The organism is Thermodesulfobacterium commune DSM 2178 (assembly GCF_000734015.1).
Lineage (GTDB): Bacteria > Desulfobacterota > Thermodesulfobacteria > Thermodesulfobacteriales > Thermodesulfobacteriaceae > Thermodesulfobacterium > Thermodesulfobacterium commune.
Window position 1 is genome coordinate 1,336,659 of record NZ_CP008796.1, and the last position, 20,296, is coordinate 1,356,954.

At 38.6% G+C, this 20,296-nt stretch carries 15 protein-coding genes and 1 CRISPR repeat array (1 of these 16 running past the window's edge); of the genes, 1 reads left to right on the top strand and 14 read right to left on the bottom strand.

Annotation, left to right across the window (positions count from 1 at the left end; translation table 11 throughout):
• Positions 1-334 precede the first annotated feature (334 nt).
• Positions 335-1,546 (bottom strand): GGDEF domain-containing response regulator, encoded by a 1,212-nt coding sequence (locus HL41_RS06860; protein WP_081856500.1) that lies wholly within the window; start codon positions 1,544-1,546, stop codon positions 335-337.
• A 30-nt stretch (positions 1,547-1,576) separates the two neighbouring features.
• Positions 1,577-3,922: a DUF2344 domain-containing protein gene (locus HL41_RS06865; RefSeq protein ID WP_051754568.1), complete on the bottom strand. Its 2,346-nt coding sequence runs from the start codon at positions 3,920-3,922 to the stop codon at positions 1,577-1,579.
• A 105-nt stretch (positions 3,923-4,027) separates the two neighbouring features.
• Here HL41_RS06865 and HL41_RS06870 point away from each other — a divergent pair, with 105 nt between their 5' ends.
• The gene (locus HL41_RS06870) at positions 4,028-5,059 is read left to right on the top strand and encodes a rod shape-determining protein (protein ID WP_038062175.1); all 1,032 of its coding nucleotides are present in this window, start codon (positions 4,028-4,030) and stop codon (positions 5,057-5,059) included.
• Here the strand turns inward: HL41_RS06870 and HL41_RS06875 are convergent.
• From HL41_RS06875 to HL41_RS06930, 12 genes are all read right to left on the bottom strand, one after another.
• Entirely contained in the window at positions 5,056-5,298 is a 243-nt protein-coding gene (locus tag HL41_RS06875; protein ID WP_038062172.1) for a YHS domain-containing protein, read from the bottom strand. The two genes, HL41_RS06870 and HL41_RS06875, sit on opposite strands and share 4 nt — an antisense overlap.
• Positions 5,295-5,780 carry a 2-amino-4-hydroxy-6-hydroxymethyldihydropteridine diphosphokinase gene (gene folK / locus HL41_RS06880; RefSeq protein WP_051754569.1) on the bottom strand — a complete coding sequence of 162 codons (486 nt, stop codon included), beginning with the start codon at positions 5,778-5,780 and terminating at the stop codon, positions 5,295-5,297. The genes HL41_RS06875 and folK overlap by 4 nt, the downstream gene beginning before the upstream one ends.
• A 17-nt stretch (positions 5,781-5,797) precedes the next feature.
• Positions 5,798-6,955 (bottom strand): LL-diaminopimelate aminotransferase, encoded by a 1,158-nt coding sequence (locus HL41_RS06885; protein ID WP_038062169.1) that lies wholly within the window; start codon positions 6,953-6,955, stop codon positions 5,798-5,800.
• Positions 6,956-6,967: 12 nt separating this feature from the next.
• Positions 6,968-8,074, bottom strand: a complete 1,107-nt coding sequence (locus tag HL41_RS06890) for an inositol-3-phosphate synthase (RefSeq protein ID WP_038062166.1) — start codon at positions 8,072-8,074, stop codon at positions 6,968-6,970.
• A gap of 93 nt (positions 8,075-8,167) precedes the next feature.
• Entirely contained in the window at positions 8,168-10,579 is a 2,412-nt protein-coding gene (gene gyrA, locus HL41_RS06895) for a DNA gyrase subunit A (RefSeq protein ID WP_038062163.1), read from the bottom strand.
• Between the two features lie 7 nt (positions 10,580-10,586).
• Positions 10,587-11,306 (bottom strand): lysophospholipid acyltransferase family protein, encoded by a 720-nt coding sequence (locus tag HL41_RS06900; protein ID WP_051754570.1) that lies wholly within the window; start codon positions 11,304-11,306, stop codon positions 10,587-10,589.
• A gap of 4 nt (positions 11,307-11,310) precedes the next feature.
• Entirely contained in the window at positions 11,311-11,964 is a 654-nt protein-coding gene (locus HL41_RS06905; protein WP_038062161.1) for an anthranilate synthase component II, read from the bottom strand.
• A 4-nt stretch (positions 11,965-11,968) separates the two neighbouring features.
• Complete coding sequence (trpE, locus tag HL41_RS06910) at positions 11,969-13,462, bottom strand: anthranilate synthase component I (RefSeq protein ID WP_028841885.1); 1,494 nt, start codon at positions 13,460-13,462, stop codon at positions 11,969-11,971.
• A gap of 3 nt (positions 13,463-13,465) precedes the next feature.
• Positions 13,466-14,776 (bottom strand): histidine--tRNA ligase, encoded by a 1,311-nt coding sequence (gene hisS, locus HL41_RS06915; RefSeq protein ID WP_038062159.1) that lies wholly within the window; start codon positions 14,774-14,776, stop codon positions 13,466-13,468.
• Positions 14,773-16,476: an FAD-dependent oxidoreductase gene (locus tag HL41_RS06920; protein WP_038062156.1), complete on the bottom strand. Its 1,704-nt coding sequence runs from the start codon at positions 16,474-16,476 to the stop codon at positions 14,773-14,775. Before HL41_RS06920 ends, hisS begins: the two co-directional genes overlap by 4 nt.
• A gap of 54 nt (positions 16,477-16,530) precedes the next feature.
• A complete protein-coding gene (gene feoB / locus HL41_RS06925; RefSeq protein WP_028841888.1) occupies positions 16,531-18,549 on the bottom strand; it encodes a ferrous iron transport protein B in 2,019 nt (672 codons plus the stop codon).
• A gap of 16 nt (positions 18,550-18,565) precedes the next feature.
• Positions 18,566-19,663, bottom strand: coding sequence for a M24 family metallopeptidase (locus tag HL41_RS06930; protein WP_028841889.1), 1,098 nt, complete (start codon positions 19,661-19,663; stop codon positions 18,566-18,568).
• Positions 19,664-20,200: 537 nt separating this feature from the next.
• A CRISPR array of direct repeats spans positions 20,201-20,296; the repeat unit is 35 nt; unit sequence GTAGAAACCTGCCCTACTTCAAAAGGGATTGCGAC (it continues 838 nt past the right edge of the window).

The following is a 20,296-nucleotide window of genomic DNA, read 5'->3' on the forward strand; positions in this document are numbered from 1 at the left end:
AGAATTCATAAGCCCTCCCAGACATCCCCCTTCCCAATTGATATTCCTTTTGACATATCTCTTTTTGTAACAAAGTTTCTCTCTATCTACAAGCCCTACGCCAAATCTAATATTCTTACTTTTTATGCTATGTCCCACTCTTTCCCATCTTATCCTTCTTTGCCCTCACATTTTGCAAAACTATGTAATAAGCCCTTTCTCTCCACAACCTTGTTATACAATTACCCTGTCCCGCCCTTTCCCACCTCATCCCTCTGCCTAATTTTTTAGCACATTATCCCACGCCAAAGCACACCAAAACACGGAAATCCTCAACTTTTTTCCTGGAATTTCCTCAACCAAATTCCTGGAATTTCCTCAACTTTTTTCCTGGAATGAACATAGAGATAGTATAACTGATATTTTGACCCTGTAGATTTAAAGGAGTTGAGGTAACTTTTCTCCTAAAATACTCTATAAATTCTATAAATGCTCTTTTGTCTGAATAAAGGATCAAGACTACGAATTCTTCCCCGCCAAACCTGGCTACTATGTCTTCTTCTCTTTTAAAGGTTTCTTTTAGTTTTTCAGCCAAATCTTTTAATACTAAATCTCCTACTTCATGACCGTAAGTATCGTTGATTTGTTTAAAATTATCTATATCTATCACCAAACAAGCCAGGTTCAAATTTCTTCTTTTGGCTATACTTAGAAATTTAGGGGCTTCTTCCATAAAATATCGTCTGTTATAAAGCCCTGTAAGTGGGTCATGATAGGCTAAAAACTCAAGTTCTTGTATTAACTCTATGAGGTCCAAGGTGTTGTGCACTCTTACCATAAATTCTTCTTGACTAAAAGGTTTTCTCAAAAAATCATTGGCCCCTGCCTTTAGTAAAACAGGTATCATTTTGGTTTTTACTATGCCTGAAACGACTATAATCCCTAACGCACTTTTAGAATAACCCCTCCTAATCTCGTAAAGAAACTCCAAGGTATCTTCTTCTGGAAAATAATAATCAAGTATCAGTAGTTTAATTTGAGGGTCTTCCTTAAGTATTTTTTGAGCTTCCCTAAGGCTTGAGGCTTCTACAACCTGAAAAAGCATATTTTTTAAAATGTTTGCAATAATCTTTCTATCAACAGGCATATCTTCTACCACTAAAACTTTAGTCTGAGAATTTTTAAGGGTCCTTTTTATACTAAGAATTAGATTCTCGACAATATTTGGGGTTCCTTTTACTAAATAGTCTACTACCCCTTTATCCAAAATAGATTCTCTTAAGTTTTCGTCATATGAAGCGGTTAAAACTATCGTAGGGACGTTATGAGACAGCAAAAAATCGATAGCCTCACCTTTTTCTGCATCTGGAAGATGATAATCACACACCGCAAGCCCGATGTTTTGCCTTTCCTTTTTCAAGCATTTTTGGGTCTCTGATAGGTTTTCTGCAGTAATTACCGGTAAAGAAAGCCTTTGAGAAATAAGCTTGGAGACAGCCTTTAATATAATCCTATCATCATCTACTAAAAGGATCTTGTTCTTTTGACAAGGCAACGTATCTTGCATCGTATAAGTACTTAATTTTTATTTTTATTATTAATATTTAACAATTTTAAACAACGAAAGTGGGTTGTCAAGTTCGAAAGTTTGTTTTAAAAATTTTAACAAAGAAAAGTTAGGGATATAAACTCTAACCCAAACTTCTTGTTTTTTTATTTCCATCTCTGTGCCTTCTGGAAAGTTAAGAGTAGCAAACCTATTTAACCAGAGTTCTTTTTCTGTTAAAGGTTCGATTTTGTAGACTTTTTTCTCTCTTTTTAAACTTGGTTTTTCTTGTCTTTCTACTACTTTAACGATACGGAGACCTGGGTAAAACTCTAATCCTTGCAATTTTGTAGAAAGGCCTGACTCATACATAGCCAACCCTATGGTTTCCCTCTCTGAAAAAACACCGATAGGGAGGGCATCATCCACGACTATTTTGGGATGAGGGTGAAACCCTGAAGTATAAACCAAGGGGAATCCAAGTTTGTTTAAGACTAACACAAAGAGTCTTATCACCTCAAGCTGGGAAAGAAAAACCGCTTTATCTTTTTTGGTATAATAAATCTCATACCAATATTCTTTAACCCCTTTAAAAGGAAATAAAGGTTTATTCTGTATATCTAACTTTACTTCTTCGAGCTCTTTTTTGCTCAATAAGTTTTTAATCTCTTCATTGCAAACCCCGCATTTACTGCATCGATCAAACCTACAATCTTTAGTAATTTCACCTTGGTAAGCCTTAGCTCTTTCTTTTATTAAAAACTCCTTAGAAACTCTCAGGTCTATATGTTCCCAAGGAAGATTTTCTTCTAAAGACCTTTCTCTTAGGTAGGTGTTTAGGTCAACCCCAACCTCTTTAGCAGCCTCAATCCAAAGACTTAAGTTAAAAAAGTCTTTCCAGCTATCAAACCTTGCCCCTTTCTGATAGGCTCTTTCTATCACCAAACCTATGGTTCTATCTCCTCTGGCAATCACTCCCTCGAGAAAACTTTGCTCAGGGTGATGGTACCGAAGGTTCTTCCCTAACCTTCTTTTTAAAAATTTAATTTTCTCATAGGTTTCTTCTAAGGAAATCTGTCTTTCCCATTGAAATGGAGTATGGGGTTTAGGAATAAACGTTGAAACTGAGACAGTTATACTAACTTGGGGGACTTCTTTTCTAAGGGTTCGAAAAAGCTGATAGATGCCTTCTAAATCTTCTTCTTTTTCTGTAGGAAGGCCGATCATAAAATAAAGTTTTACCTTGGTCCACCCATGTTTTTTGGCAAGTCTTATGTCTTCTATAAGCTGAGCAATATCTATATCTTTATTTATAACCTTTCTCAGCCTTTCTGTTCCTGCTTCTGGGGCAAAAGTAAGGCCGGTTTTTCTTCCAAGTTTTATAAACTCTAACAGTTCGTCATCGATACTACCTACCCTTAAAGAAGGAAGAGAAAATGAATACTTTCTACAAGGTGTGTTTAGATAAAACTCTTCTTTTAGTTTTTTTACCAACGTTTTAAGTGCAGTATAATCTCCAGCAGAAAGGCTCATTAAAGAGGCTTCTGTAATCCCGGTAGTTAGAAAATTTTTCTTTATCTGGTTTATCACATAAAACGGGTCTTTTTCTCTTACAGGGCGATAGTAAAAACTTGCCTCGCAAAAACGACATCCCCTGGTACAACCTCTTGAAATTTCCATCGGGATTCGGTCGTGAGAAAGCTCGATTACAGGGATACCAAACTCCCAACTTAAGGTTTCTAAGTTTAAATCCTTTAAAATCCTTCTTTTCACCTGGTTTCTTATCAGAGGAACATAAACTCCCTCTATTTTGGTTAATTCTTCCCAGAGGGTGGTACGAGGTTTTCCACTATTTTTCCAGTTTTTATAAACCTCAAACACCTCAAAAATAGCCTCTTCTGCGTCTCCTATGATAAAAGCATCAAAAAACTCTGCTACAGGCTCTGGATTCCCACAACTTGGACCTCCCCCTAAAACTAGGGGAGCATCTCTTTCTCTGTGGTGAGCCCTTAAAGGAATTCCAGCAAGGTCTAATATCTGTAAGATTCCGGTAGCTGAAAGCTCATAAGCATAGCTTATTCCTATGACGTCAAAATCTCTGAGAGGCTTTCGGTAGTTCCAACTTAATAAAGGATAGCCTTTAGTCTTTAAGGCATTTTCTAAGTCAGGGGCTACAGCAAAACCTAAATCTGCTAAATATTGTTCTTTCTGGTTGACCAGATAAGCTAAAATGTTAATTCCTAAATGGGAACGACCTATTTCATAGAGGTCTGGATAGCAAAAGCAAATCTTTAGGTCTGTCTTTTCCCAGGCTTTTTTCTTGAAAAAAGGTTCTTCTCCTAAGTACCGAGAAGGCTTTTTAATGTTTATAAGTATTTGATAAGGATAGTCAGCCATTTTCACTTTTCCTATTTAAGGTTATTTTTAAAACTTACCACAAACTTTTAAAATTAAAAAAAAGTTTTAAAATTTATACAAACTAAATTTTAAGAGGTTAAAAAGATGTTAGCAAAAATTTTTAGCTGGTTTTCGAAAGATATGGCTATAGATTTAGGAACTGCGAATACCCTTATCTACCTAAAAGGTAGAGGGATCATTCTTAGTGAACCCTCTGTAGTAGCGGTTAAAGAGGATGGAAGGTTTAAAAAGGTGATAGCTGTAGGAGAAGAAGCAAAAAAGATGGTAGGGAAAACACCAGGAAGTATTAAGGCTATAAGACCATTGAGGGAAGGGGTTATTGCTGATTTTGAGGTAACAGAAGCAATGATCAGATACTTTATTCAGAAAGTGCACAATAGGGGATATTTTGTAAAACCAAGGATTATCATAAGTGTACCTTCTGGGACTACCCAGGTTGAAAGAAGGGCGGTAAAAGAAAGCGCAGAAACCGCCGGGGCAAGAGAGGTGTATCTGATAGAAGAGCCCATGGCAGCAGCCATAGGGGCAGGACTTCCGGTGACTGAACCTGTGGCCAACATGATAGTAGACATCGGAGGAGGAACAACCGAGGTAGCCGTTATCTCCCTTGGAGGAATAGTGGTCAGCCATTCCCTTAAAGTTGCAGGGGATAAAATAGATGAGGCCATTGCAAGTTATATCAAAAAGAGATACAACCTTTTGATAGGAGAAGCTACAGCAGAGCAGATCAAAATCAACGTAGGAGATGTTTTACCTGAAGAACCTTATGCTACGATGGAAATAAAGGGAAGGGATCTGGTTACAGGAATACCTAAAACCATTATTATTACCTCTAAGGAAATACAAGAAGCTATCAAAGAACCTGTAGACATGATAATCCAAGTGATAAAACAGGTGCTAGAGGAGACTCCTCCTGAATTAGCGGCTGACATGGTAGACAGAGGGATTGTTTTAAGTGGAGGGGGTGCATTGCTTAAAAACTTAGACAAACTTATTCAAAAAGAAACCGGGCTTAATGTCACCATAGCAGAAAATCCTCTTCATTGTGTAGCCTTAGGGGCAGGTAAAGCCCTTGATGAGATAGACAGGCTAAAAGAGGTGATGGTTCAGGCTTAAGAAAGGTTCTTGGTCTTAGCTAAAAACTTTTCTGCACAGGCTTTAGAACAAAAATAGTAGGTTTTGCCTTGAACTTCTATCTTTAAGGCTTCTTCTTTTTTTACGTAGGTTTGGCAGGTTTCGTCAAAAACCAAGTCTGCTACCTTTTTTTTATCCTTTAAACTTACAGTCTTTTTCCGTTTTTTAAAATAAAGATAATAGACTAATAAAGCTAACACTAATATCAAAAAGAGTTTCATTGCAGCACACCTATCTTTTTTACGTTTTTTACAAAAAGATTTCTTTTTTCTTCAAAAATATCTTTTAAAGATTTTCTTAACACAGGATGAACCCAATCTGGAACAAGTTCAACCACTGGTACCATAACAAAATCTCTTAAGTGTGCTAAAGGATGAGGAAGGGTTAAAACGTTTGTCTCTAAGTTTAGGTCTTCATAAAAGATAAGGTCTATGTCGATAAAACGATCCTGGTAATCTCTTTTGGTGACCTTGGGGATCTTCCCCAAAGTGGCCTCGATCTTTTTGATCTCAAAAAGAAGGGCAAAGGGGGATAAAGAGGTTTCTACTAAAGCTATCAGGTTGTAAAAAGAAAAGGGGGTTGTGAACCCCCATGGTGAGGTTTCGTAAATATTTGAAATAGCCTTTATTTTTATCCCTATCTGTTGTAAACAAAATATCGCTTGTTTTAGATTTTCTCGTCGGTTACCTAAATTTGACCCCAAACTAAGAACCGCCTTTTTTAAAACTTGAGGGTAGCTAACCGCCCTACCGCCTCCTTTAACCTTTGAATGTCTACTGTAAGGGCTATTCTAAAATATCCTTCTCCAGCAGAACCAAAACCTACACCAGGGGTTACCACTATTGCTAAATCCTGTAAAACTTTTTTACAAAACTCTCTTGAATCCATCCCTTCCGGAACTTTTACCCAAAGATAAAAGGTAGCAGAAGGCTTTTTTAACTGATATCCCAGGCGTTCAAGTTCTGCACATAAAAAGTCTCTTCTTTCCTTAAATACTTTTATCAAAGAAGGAGTTATTTTTTCAAGATTGTTTAATGCATAAGCCCCTGCTTCCTGGATGGCTGTAAAGGCTCCTGAATCTATGTTACTTTTTACCTTAGCTAAAGCAGAAACCAAGGTGGCATTACCTACCGCAAAACCTATCCTCCAACCTGTCATACAAAAGGTCTTAGATAAACTGTGGAATTCTATAGCTATCTCTTTAGCCCCTTCAACTTCAAAAATGCTTATAGGAGGCTCTTCGTAATACATTTCTATATAAGCGGCGTCATGAGCCACGATAAAATTGTATTTTTTAGCAAGGGCTATAACCTCTTTGAAAAACTCCTTAGAAGCCGTGGCACCGGTAGGATTGTTAGGGTAGTTTAACCATAAAATTTTAGTTCTTTCTAAGATCTGTGTTGGAACTTTGGTAAAGTCTGGTAAGAAATCGTTTTCCCAGGTAAGAGGAAGATAAAAAGGTTCTCCGTCGGTAAAAATAGCCCCTAAGTGATAAACCGGATACCCCGGATCTGGGCAGAGGACTATATCACCTGGATTTACAAAGGCTATCGGGAAATGGGCTATACCTTCTTTAGACCCGATAAGGGTGGTTACTTCGGTTTCAGGGTCAAAATCAAGCCCAAAACGTCTTTTCATGTAATCTGCACAGGCTTTACGGTAAAAAAATGCTCCTGCGTTTGAGGGATATTTATGATTCTCTGGTTTTTCCAAAGCTCTTTTGGCTACCTCTACGATTTCAGCCGGAGTAGGTAAGTCAGGGTCTCCTATGCCAAGGTCTATAACATCTGCCCCTTCTTTAAGCTTTTCTGATTTCAAACGGTCTATCTCCACAAAAAGATAGGGAGGAACTTTTTTTAGTCTGTTAGAAAGTTCCATCTTAAGCCTCCTTTATCGTTCTCTTTTCCCTTCGATAAATTCTAAAACCATCTGTCTGGCTATATGGTCAGGGAATTGTTTAGGAGGATGTTTCATCGTATAAGCAGAGATGGAAAGTAAAGGACCTCCTATACCTCTATCTTTGGCAAGCTTAGCACATCTTATCGCATCTAAGGCAGATCCTGCAGAGTTTGGAGAATCTTCTACCTCTAACTTAACCTCTACAGAAAGAGGAACCCCTCCAAAATGTTCTCCCTCAAGCCTAATATAGGCAATTTTTTTGTCCTTTAACCAGGGAACCCAGTCTGAAGGACCTATATGCACATTTTCCCATCCTATGTCGTAAGGCAGAAGGCTGGTTACAGCCTCTGTCTTAGAAATCTTTTTGGTTTTTAAACGGCCTCTTTCTAACATGTTTAAAAAATCGGTATTTCCACCAAAGTTTAACTGATAAGTCCTTTTTAAAGGTATACCTCTGTCTATAAAAAGCTGCACCAAAGTTCTATGTAAAATGGTTGCACCAAGTTGAGATTTTATGTCGTCCCCCACCGCAGGGATACCTTCTTTTTCAAACCTAGCTCCCCATTCTGGGTCTGAAACTATAAAGGTGGGCATGGCGTTTACAAAAGCAACCCCTGCCTTTAAACAAACCTCGGCATAAAACCTGGCTGCCTGTTCAGACCCTACTGGCACATAATTTATCAACACATCTGCCTGGGTTTCCTTAAGAACAGCCACCATGTCTTCCAAACTGTCTTCTTTTTCTGGAGAAATTTGGAAACTTTTATCTACAGGAAAATTAAACATATGGTTAGCAACTCCGTCTAAAACCTTACCTTTCCTTACTTTCACGTTAAGCTTGGGAACGTCTCTGTAAAAAATGGTAGTACAGTTAGGGGGACTAAAAATAGCCTCAGACAAATCTTTTCCTACCTTTCTTGCGTCTACATCCCAGGCAGCCACAAATTCTATGTCTGAAGGTTTATAATCTCCTATCTTAGGAAACATGATGCCATGAATCTTTGAAAGGTCTACCTCTTTATAATAAAAAACCCCTTGGACTAAAGAACTTGCACAGTTTCCTACCCCAGCGATAGCCACCTTTACAGTCTTAGACATTATATAGTCCTCCTAAAACAATTTTTCGACTTTATAAAAATATCATAAACCATAATAATATCAATCCAACAGTATTTATTCAGTTTAAATTTCTTAAGTTTTTTCTTCTATCCTTATCGGAGTTATTCCCATCACTATTTCTCCAGGCAACAACGTTATAATCCTTACTCCTTTAGTAGCCCTCCCTTGTTGAGGCACATCTTGAGAGGAAATCCTTATTGCTTTACCAGAACTTGAAAAAACCACAAAGTCTTCTTTTTCAAAAGTAGCTACCCCATCTGCTAAATATCCTGTTTTTTCGTTTAATCCATGAGCTATGATACCCTTTCCTCCTCTTCCTTGTAACCTAAAATCAGAAAAGGGGGTTTTTTTACCAAAACCTTTTTCTGTGATCGTAAAAAGATATCCTTGGGAAGAAGTCTTTATTAATCCTAAAACTTCATCGTTGGCGTCTAACCTAATACCTACCACCCCTTCAGCCTGCCTTTTGGTGACACCAAGTTCCTCTTCCTCAAAATGAAGGCTCATCCCTTTCTTGGTCAAAAAAAGCAGACGATCGTTACCGTTGGTAATCACACCTTTACAAAGTCTATCTCCTTTTTTTAGACTTATCACTATAAGCCCGTTTTTCCTTAGGTTTTTTAATTCTTCTATCTCAAGTTTTTTAACGATACCTTTGGCTGTAGCCAAGACTAAAAACCCTTCTTCAGCAGGAGGAAGCACAAAGGACACAGGACTTTCCAGGTTAGGGAGCAAATTCTTGATATAAGTTCCCTTAACTGTTTTTCCAGAAAAGGAAAGCTCTCTAAGGTCAAGTGGGTATACCTTCCCGTCTTCTGTAAAAATCCACAAAACCGCTGTAGCCTCTGTCTGGATGGCAACTTTTAACCTTTCTTCAGAGGTAAAGGCTAAACTACCTTTCCCCCCTCTTTTTTGCGGGCTGAAAAGTTCTAAAGGAAGCTTTCTCACGTACCCTTCTTCACTTATCAAAAACAAAACTTCTTCCGAAGGTAACTTCTCTTCCTGAATTACCTCATCCGAGTCATCTTCAAAAATGATCTGAGTTCTTCTTTCATCTCCATATTTTTCTTTTATTTCTTTCAATTCTTCTTCTACTACCGCAAGAAGAGTGGGCTCATGGGTTAAAATCTTCTCATAATAACTTATAGCCCTTTTAATTTCTTCATACTCGAGGAGTATCTTTTCTCTTTCTAAGGCTGTTAACCTTTGAAGTCTAAGGTTTAAAATCTCCTGAGCTTGTATCTCGCTAAAATCAAACCTCTTTATAAGGGCTTCTTTCGCTTCCTTAGGAGTTTGAGATTTCTTGATAAGTTCTATAATTTCGTCTATATGAGAAAGTGCCTTTAAAAAACCTTCTAAAATATGAAGTCTTTCCTTAGATTTCCTAAGCTCATATTGCGTCCTTCTTATAATAACAGTCTTTCTCCAGTTTAAGAAATTTTGCAAAATATCCTTAAGATTAAGGACCTCAGGTTTTCCGTTAACCAAAGCCAACATGATAACACCAAAAGAAGTCTGAAGAGGAGTCATCTCGTAAATCTTTTTTAAGATAGTATAAGGGGCGTTCGCCCATTCTTTCTTAAGTTCAACCACAATCCTTATACCCTCTCTGTCAGACTCATCTCGTACTTCTGCGATACCTTCGATTTTCTTATCTTTAGCCAATTGAGCTATCTTTTCTACCACCTTAGCTTTGCTAACCTGATAGGGAATTTCGTCAAAGACTATCCTAACTTTATCTTTTTCTCGTTCTATCTTATGCTTAGCCTTAAGTTTTATACTTCCTCTACCTGTAGTATAGGCCTGTTTTATGCCTTCAGTGCCTACGATATAGGCTCCGGTAGGAAAGTCTGGCCCTTTTATATATTGCATCAAATCTTCTACTGATGCCTCAGGATTTCTCAAAAGGAAAATTAGCCCGTTGATTACTTCGGAAAGGTTATGAGGTGGGATGCTAGTTGCCATTCCAACCGCTATTCCTGATGAGCCGTTTATCAAAAGATTAGGAATTTTGGAAGGTAAAACTACAGGTTCTTTCAAGGTGTTATCATAGTTAGGGACAAACTCTACCGTTTCTTTTTCTATGTCTGCTAAAAGTTCATGGGCGATCTTAGCAAGCCTTACTTCAGTATATCTCATCGCGGCAGGAGCATCCCCGTCGACAGAACCAAAGTTTCCTTGTCCATCTATAAGAGGATATCTCATGGTAAAATCTTGAGCCATTCTTACTATAGACTCATAAACAGGCATATCTCCGTGAGGATGATATTTACCGATAACCTCTCCCACAATTCTTGCACTTTTTTTGTAAGGCTTATTCCAGTCGTTTCCTGTTTCATACATAGCATAAAGGATTCTTCTTTGAACAGGCTTTAAACCATCCCTTACATCAGGAAGAGCTCTCCCCACGATAACACTCATCGCATAGTCTAAATAAGATTCCTTGAGCTCTTCTTCTAAAGAAACAGTGATTACTTCTGACATATCTTTACTACACCTCCTTCTTAAGGTGCTCTATCCCTTTTAAAATAGACTCTTTTACCTGTTGAGCTAAAACCTGTTTGTCCCTTAAAGACAAACCAGTAGTCTCTATAGGTGCTCCTAAATAAACCCCTACCTTCCTTCTTTTTCCTACCTTTAACCAAAGAGACCCCTTAGGTAAAATATCTTTTGTCCCCCACAGAGAAACAGGCACTACCTTCACCTGAGCTTTAATCGGGATTAAAAACCCCCCAAGCTTAAAAGGCAAAAGATCTCCGTCCTTACTTCGTGTACCTTCAGGAAAAACTACCAGAGAAACCCCTTCTTTTAACCTTTCTACGCAGGCTAAGATACTTTTAAACCCCTCCTTAGGGTCTTCTCTTTCCACAGGCACATATCCTAACGCCTTTAATCCCCATCCAAAAAAAGGGATGTTAAAAAGACTTTTTTTGGCTAAAAACCTTATGTTATAGGCTTCAAGTACCTTTTCTAAAACCGGGATATCGAGCTGACTTTGATGATTACTCATAAAAACATAACTACCCTTAGGTAAATCTATCTCTTGATAAACCTTGATCTCTATCCCTAATACCTTTAACAACCCTTTACACCAGATTCTTGCCCAAAAATGTTTTCTTATCAATAAAGCTAAACTTCCGAAAACAGGAACGGTTACTAAACAATAGACCCAGCACAAAAAATTTCTTAGAACCTCAGCCACCTTTTCCATAATCTCAATAAACGGTAAAGAAATTTCTTAAAAGTATCACCCCTTCTGGTAGGTCCTCTTTAGAAAAATCCCAATCCTTAGGGGGTAGAGAATACTTCATCCATCTCTCAAGAGAGGTACCGATAGACTCTGGATGGAACTGTACCCCTTCTATAGGATATTCTTTATGCCTTATTCCCATAATCTCACCGTCTTCAGCCCGAGCGGTAACCTCAAAATACTCCGGCAAGGTTCCTGGGTCTATGGCTAAGGAATGATAACGCATAGCCTGAAAAGGATTAGGAAGTCCGGTAAAAACTCCTTTGCCGTCATGATAAATTTGGGAAACTTTTCCATGCATAAGCCTTTTAGCTTTAACTATCTTTGCCCCAAAAGCATACCCTATGCTTTGATGCCCTAAACAAACCCCTAAAATCGGGACTTTACCTGCTACCTTTTTGATAAGTTCCACCGAAATTCCTGCCTCCTTAGGGGTACACGGACCTGGCGAAATCACTAAATAATCTGGCTTTAACTTAAGCACCTCTTCCGTAGACACAGCATCATTTCTAAAAACCTTTATCTCTCCTCCCCAAAGTTTTTCGAGCATAATCCCGATAAGTTGAACCAGATTATAGGTAAAAGAATCGTAGTTGTCAATTACGATTATCCTTTTCATTTTTTTAACAAAATTCTCCTAAGGTTTCTATAGCTTTAAAAATAGCTTTAGCTTTGTTTAAAGTTTCTTCATATTCTTTTTCAGGGTCAGAATCAGCCACAATCCCTGCTCCAGCCTGCAAATAACACAGCTCTCCCTTCTGAAAGAGAGTTCTTATGGTAATGCAAAAGTCCATGTTACCTGAAAAACCAAAATAACCTACCGCACCTGCATAAGGACCTCTGACCGTTTTTTCAAGCTCAGAGATAATCTCCATCGCCCTTATCTTAGGGGCTCCAGACACAGTACCTGCAGGAAAGGTAGCAGCAAACACGTCAAACATATCTAAACCTGGTAAGACCTCTCCTTTCACCCCAGACACAAGGTGCATCACATGAGAATACCTCTCTACCACCATCAACTCATAAACCTCTACACTTCCATACTTACAAACCCTACCCAGGTCGTTTCTCCCAAGGTCAACCAGCATGATATGTTCAGCAAGCTCCTTTTCATCTCTTTTTAAATCCTCTTCTAACTCCTTATCTTCTTTTTCGGTTTTACCTCTTCTTCTTGTCCCAGCAATCGGGCGAGTTTCAACCAAACTACCTTCCATCCTCACTAAAATCTCTGGAGAAGAACCGATAAGCACCTCATCATCAAGCTTTAAAAAGAAAAGATAAGGAGAAGGGTTTATCTTTCTTAACGCCCGATAAAAAAGAAAAGGAGATCCTTGTGACCTAAACCTAAACCGTTGAGAAAGCACCACCTGAATGATGTCTCCTTCTAAAATATACCTTTTAGCCTGCTCTACCATCGAACAAAATTCTTCTTTTGTGATCTCAGGTTGAGGAGAAGAAACGTTAACTTTTTCAACAGACTGACCGTTTGAGTAAAAACCTGAGAGGCGATGTTTTATTTCACTTAACCTGTGTATAGCTTTCTGATAGATTTTAGAAGGGTCCTCGTTTAAGTCTATATTTGCGTTATATACAATTTTCAAGGTATGTTTAAACCTATCATAGATTAAAACCACTTCAGGAAACATAAAATGTAGGTCAGAAAAACCAAGCACATCTTCCCCTACAGGGATCTTTTCAAAAAGCCTGACCACTTCATAACCTATAAAACCAACAGCCCCTCCAAAAAACCGGGGTAATCCATCTAAAACAGCACAATCTATCTTTTTGATAAATTTTCTTAATTCATAAAAAGGATTATCACTAAAAAATTCTTGTTTAGAAACTAACCTATCCCCTTGTTTTTCTAAAAGGTTTATCTGATTTCCTTTGCTTTTAAACACCAAGTAAGGGTCTATTCCTATAAAACTATACCTTGCCCACTTTTCCCCTCCTTCTAAACTCTCAAGCAAAAAGGAATAAGAGCCTTCTCCTATTTTATAAAAAAGAGATATAGGTGTGTCTAAATCACAGGCAACTTCAGTATAAACGGGAACAAGGTTGTGCTTTTTGGCAAGGTCTATAAAGACCTCTTTCTCTGGAAAAACCTTTAAGCTCATAGACTATCCCTTTACCTCTTTAACCACTTTCGCCACAAGGTCATCTAAACCATCAAAACCTATCTCTTTCTGGGCACTTTTCTTTAAATCTCTAAAAACAGCTCTTTTCTCAGCCCACTCTTTTTCTCCTAAAATCAGGACAAAATTAGCCCCAAGTTTATCCGCATTTTTTAGCTGCGCTTTTAAAGACTTTTCTTCATAGGTTGTCTCACATCTTAGACCTTTTTCTCTGAGCTTCTGAGAAAGGATTACTCCTTGTTTTATCAAAGGTTTACCTAAAAATACCAGATAAAGGTCAGGACAAAGTTTTTCTGTAAGTGTATTTGGGTCAAGAAGTCCCTTATTTTCTTCGTCTCCGAAAAGTGAAATAGCCCATCTTTCAAGTCCTATAGCAAACCCTATAGCCGGCAACTCCGGTCCACCAAGTTCTTTAACGAGATAATCATATCTACCGCCAGCACACACCGTATCCTGAGCCCCTAAACCTTTAGCCTTAATCTCAAAGATAGTCCTCACATAATAGTCTAAACCCCTTACCAACCTTGGGTTTAGAGAAAACTCGATGTCTAAGGATTGCAAGGCCTCCTTAAGCTCCTGAAAGTGTGTTTTGCAGTCTTCGCATAAGAAATCTGTAATCAAAGGACTTCCTGAAACGACCTTTTTACAGCCCTCATTTTTACAATCAAGCACCCTTAAAGGGTTTCTCTCGATCCTCTCTTTACAGGTCTCGCAAACCTCATCTTTATGCTCTCTAAGAAAGGATAACAGCGCCTCCCGATATTTAGGTCTACACTCAGGACAACCGAGGGTGTTTAATTCTAACGTATAAAGCTGATCAGATTCTTCAGGCAAAGGACTTTTTAAAATCTTTAAGGCAAGAAAGATAACTTCTGCCTCTAAATAAGGATTCAACTCTGAAAAAACCTCAAGGTCTATCTGAAAAAACTCCCTTAATCTTCCCTTTTGAGGGCGTTCGTGACGAAACATCGGGCCTATGGTAAAAAACTTCAGAGGCTTAGGCCTTACATACAAACCATGCTCTATAACCATCCGACAGATTCCTGCGGTAGCCTCAGGACGTAAGGTCAACCAGTCTTTGTTTCTATCTTCAAAAGAATAGGTTTCCTTTTGAACGATATCGGTGACCTCTCCTATGGACCTTACAAAAAGTTCTGTTTTTTCAAGTATAGGGATTTTAATCTCTTTAAAATTAAACAGCTTACACCATAGCCGTGCCTTTTCTATCAAATATTCATACTTTACGAAATCTTCAGGCAACCAGTCTTTAAAACCTCTTACTGCCTGCAGCTTCATCTAACATCTTCTCCCCAGGATTTAGCAAGCACAACCCCACCCATAGGCATAAACACCCTGTCATAACCTTCGGCCTTTAACCAGCGGACCACCTCATAAGACCTTGTTCCCACACTGCAAACCACCACTAAGTCCTTATCCTTGGGAAGGGTTTTTATCGCTTCCTTTGCTCCTTGATAGGGAAGGTTAATCCAGTTGGGATACCTCTGTACCATCTCTTTGGCTTCTTCTGGGGTTCTTACGTCTACTATCAACAAGTCTCGGTCCCTTTCCCTTAATCTTCTTAAAACCTCCTCCCACTCTATCGGTTTAAACCTTTCAAAAATCAAATTTTCTGCCACATGTCCCACAACGTTAATCGGGTCAAGGGCCGTGTTAAAAGGTGGTGAATAGGCCAACTCAAGCTCTACTAAATCTGCCACCGAAGGTTTTTCTAACAACAAGGTTGACATGGCATGCACCCTGGCCAAAGTACCATCAGTATAGGGCCCTACAGACTGAAAACCCAAAACCTTACCTGTCCTTTTATCAAACACTAAGTTATAATAGGAACAGCCTATAGAAAAGAAATGAGCCCTTTCGTGCTGGATGTTAAGGGCATAGGTTGCATCTACAAACCCCTCTGCTTTAGCTACCCCTAAACTAATCCCACAGCCACCTATAGACATGTCAAAACACTTTAAAATAAAAGCACCGATGGTGCCTTTAAACCTGGCATATCCTCCTGCAAGATTAGTGCCTATAACCCTTCCTTGTTTGTTAGCTAAAGACCCTTGAGGCATGAGCATCCTTTTACCGGTGATCAAATGGACTACCTCTACGCAGTCTCCACCGGCGTATATATCTGGGTCTGAGGTTTGCATCCTTTCGTTAACCACGATCCCACCGGTAAGAGGAGAGACCAGAAGACCTGCCTGTTTTGCAAGGTCAGTGTTAGGGATGACTCCTGTAGCTAAGAGAACCAGGTCTGCAGGATAAAACCCATCTTCTGTCCTGACCCCTACTACCTTCCCGTTTTTCCCTACGATTTCTTTAATCCTGGCATTTAAAACTACCTTAACCCCCTTTTTCCTCAAGTGATTTTCTATAATCCTTGAAAGCACAGGATCGATAAGCCTTGGCAACACCTGAGGAAAGTATTCTAAAAGGGTTACAGGAAGCCCCCAGGACTCCCCAAAAGCCTCTACTACCTCAAGTCCTATAAAACCAGCCCCTATAACCAGAGGGTTTTTAACCTCTCCCTTAACAAGTTTTTCTTTAATCCTGATAGCATCATGGAGATTAGAAAGGGTATGCACCCCCTCAAGGTCAACCCCAGGAATAGGAGGAACCTTTGGTTTAGTGCCGGTAGCAAGTACCAGTTTGTCATAACCTATCTCTTCGGTCTTACCTGTGTCTAACCATCTAACCTTTACGGTCTTTTTTCTCCTATCTATCTCTTCTGCCTTAACCCTTGTTAAGACCTCTATACCTTTAGCTTCTTTAAAAAACCTTTCGTCTCTTATAGCATGAAAGGTAGTTCTTCTTAATTCATCTATGTGAGATACGTCTCCAGTAAGATAATAGGGCATACCGCAACCACCATAGGAGATGTACTGATCCTGGTCTATCATCAGGATTTCTGCATCTGGACGCAACCTTTTAAGCCTGCAGGCAGCTCTCGTCCCACAAGCTACAGCTCCTATCACTAAAACTCGCATTTAAGTCCCCTCCCAAAGAGTGTTCTTATGCATTTTAACATAAGATGAATTATTTTAAACCAATCTGAAAACAAGAAAAGCAAGCATCCAGGCCAAAACAAAACTATACACCAAGAAACCTAACGCAAACTTTACATTACCTTCTCTTGCCATCGTAATAACAGTAGCAGCGCAGGAATTATAGATCAGCACAAAGACCAGCAAAGACAGAGCCTGTTTAAAATTCATAAGTCCCTTTATTTTTTCTTTCAAAGAGCCTTCTTCCTCTTCTACAGAAAAAGAAGCAGGGAAAAAACTAAACAAAGAGGTAAAACTCTGTTTCAAAGCCTCTCCCAGTTTAAAGAACTCCTCTTTGGCTTTTTCCTTTGGGTCTATCTTTTCTAAACCATCTTCTTTCTCTTCAGATACGATAACCCCTAAGTTACTTAAAATAGCCTCTCTTGCTAAAAAACCTGAGACAAGAGAGGTGCTAATCCTCCAATCTCCAAGCCCGACAGGAGAAAGAACATAACTCAAGGCTTTACCAAGCTTAGCGGCATAGGTATTTTCTATGTTTTTCTCACCTATCGGAAGATTTAAAAGCAACCATACCAAAACCGAAACCCCAAAGATCACCGTCCCTGCCCTATAGAGGAAATCTTTGACATAAACCTTGGTGATGTTAAAGACTGTCCTCCACGCAGGCATCCTGTAAGGAGGAAGGTCCATCACAAAGTGAGATAGTTCCTTCTTTAATAAGGTCTTTCTCAAAAGGACCCCTGTCAACACGGAAAAAATAATCCCTAAGAAATACAATCCCAAGATAACCGCTACAGGATTTTGAAAGAACACAAAAGCAAAGAAAGAAAAAACCACCAGCCTTGCAGGGCAAGAAATAAAAGGCACCATAGCTATGACTAAAAGTTTATCTTTAGTTTCTTGAAAAGTCCTGGTAGCAAGTATAGCAGGGACGTTACAACCAAGTCCAAGGATAAGAGGGATTACACTTTGGCCATGCAACCCTATCTTATGGGTAAACCTGTCCATCAAAAAAGAAACCCTTGGGAGATAGCCTGAGGTTTCAAGAAGGGTTAAGAAAAAGTACATAACCGTAATCAAGGGTAAAAAAGAAAGCACCACCCCTACCCCACCAAAAACCGCGTTTGCTATAAAACTTCTTAAAAACTCAGAAACACCTAAATCTTCTAAAACCTGAGCACAAAGAGGTGCCAAAAATTCCTGCAAAAAACCATCTATCCAGTCTATGATAGGCTTAGAGAAATCAAACGAGGTTTTAAAGAATAAATACATGATAAAGCCAAAAGATAAAAAACCAAAAAAAGGATGCAATAAAAATCTGTCTAACGTTTCAGTAAGACTTTCCTTTGGGATAAGTTTGCGTTTAACTACCTCGTTAGCTACTCCTCTGGTAAAACTAAGCCGTTTTTCTTTTATAATCCTGCTTAACTCTTGGGCCTCACTTTCAAGTAAACGTAGTGTTTCAAATTTACTCAAGTTTTCTCCCGTAGACTCTCTAAACGCCTTAACCTTCTCCTCTAACTCAGGGGGATAAGAGATCTGAAACGGTATAGTCTGTTTCTCATAAGCCTCAACCACAGCAGGCAAAATCTCTTTTACCCCTTCTCCAGTTCTCCCTACAGTTTTTACCACCCTAACCTTTAAAAGCTCTGCCAACCTCTCTAAATCGATAGAAATCCCTATCTTTTGAGCCTCATCTATCATGTTTAAAGCCAGCACCATAGGTTTGCCAAGATCTAAAAGCTGACAGGTAAGATAGAGGTCTCTTTCTATCCTTGGGGTTTCTATCACGTTAAGGATTACGTCATAGTCACCAGAAAGCAAAAAATCTAAGGTTACCTTTTCGTCTTCAGATACTACCTCTTCCAGAGTATAAACTCCTGGAAGGTCTACAAAATAGACCTCATAATCCTGAAAAAAGGTCTTCCCCTCTTTCTTCTCAACGGTAACCCCAGCCCAGTTTCCTATCTTAAGATTTGCCCCTACCAAATGATTTAAAATACTTGTTTTCCCTACATTAGGATTACCTATCAAAGCCACCTTGATGGTTTTCATCCATTTCCCCCTGCATTTAAAGAGTTATTAAATCTAAAGACACCTCAGAAACGATCTCGCCTCTTCCTCCCTCTACAAACACCATATTTTCAAGCCTTATCCCAAAGTTATCCGGAAAATAAAGCCCTGGTTCAATCGTAAAAACCATGCCTTCTTCGATCCTTAAGTCTGGATCTACCGTGTAAATCACCCTTGGTGCTTCGTGCACCTCAACCCCTATCCCATGTCCTGTAGCATGGATGAAATACTTAGCAAGGTCCTTTTGAACAAGATAATCCCTTATGGCACGGTCTATCTCAGCAACCTTTTCTCCAACCTTTACCTTTTCAAAACCTAAAAACCATGCATCTTTAAGGATGTTGTAAAGTTTAACAAACTCAGCAGGAGGATCCCCAAGATATATCGTGCGGGTAAAGTCAGTAGCATAACCTTTCCACACCATCCCAAAGTCTAAAAGCAACACCCCATTTCTTTCGATAAGAGCTTCTGAAGTCTCCCAATGAGGAACAGAACTATTTTTTCCAAAGGCAACTATAGCAGGAAAACTTTCTCCCCTTCCTCCTACAATAAACATCTGCGACACTAAAAAACCTCTTATCTTAAGCTCTGAAATGGGATAACCTTCTGCAAAAGATCTTTCTATCTCCTGTAAAACCTTGTTAAAAACCTTGTCAGTCTTTTTAACCCCTTCTTTTAAAACCTCGATTTCTTCTTTAGATTTAATCATTCTTATCAAACCAAGGGGGTCAACCACCCCCACCAGTTTGAATTTATTACTTCTAAGCTTTTCCTTAAAAGCACAGCTTACCTTATCCTTTTCAAAACCTAATCGCTTAACCCCTGCCTTCTGAATAAACTTCTTAAGGAACCCTATCGTATCTCCTTTAATCTCAACTACCTCCCAGGAGGCAAGCTCTTTTTTAGCCTTTTCAATATAACGAGAATCTGTCAGAAAACAGACGTTATCCCCTGTCATCAAAACATAGGCATTGGTTGACCTAAAGTGGGAAAGATAAAATACGTTTGCCTGAGAAGAAAAAAGAAAACCATCAACTCCCCATCTCTCAAAACAAGCCCTTACCTTGGTTAATTTTTGTGCTATCTCGTTTGTCATTTCAACCTACCTTTTATCAAAATTGATTTTCAATCTAAATTAAAAAGGTACTACAATTTTAGGCTTTTACAAGAAAAATCTAACTGAACTTAAAAATTTTGTCTTTTAAAGGGTTGTTTTATAAAAATTTTTATATATTATATAATTAATAAGTGGTTATTAGGTCTTTGACAAGAGAATAGGCTACGGGGCAGGGGTTGAAGTTAAGTTGTTAGTTTTTTAAGGAGATGGTATACCCTTTTCAAGGGTGTGTGTACATATATTTAGTAAATAAATGGATAATTTTTACCCCTCCCTACAAGCAAGATTTGATGCGACATAGAGAAGGGTATTTTTAGAGGTATTTTATTGAGTCTCATTTGCAATTAAATCTGCCCGAAAGTATCCTTGTAAGTTATTGATTTTATGTAGGAAATTTTTGTTATCCCAGGCTGTCAAGCATAGATTTCATCAGGGTTTCAAAGGGTCATTTTTAAAAATTTAGTTTTATACTAAACTTAAAAAAGTTAGATTTTATCAGGGTTTCAAGGGGTAAGAGTAGAAACCTGCCCTACTTCAAAAGGGATTGCGACTAACCTTTACTTCAACTTTTACTTTTTCCTTTTCCTTTTTGTAGAAACCTGCCCTACTTCA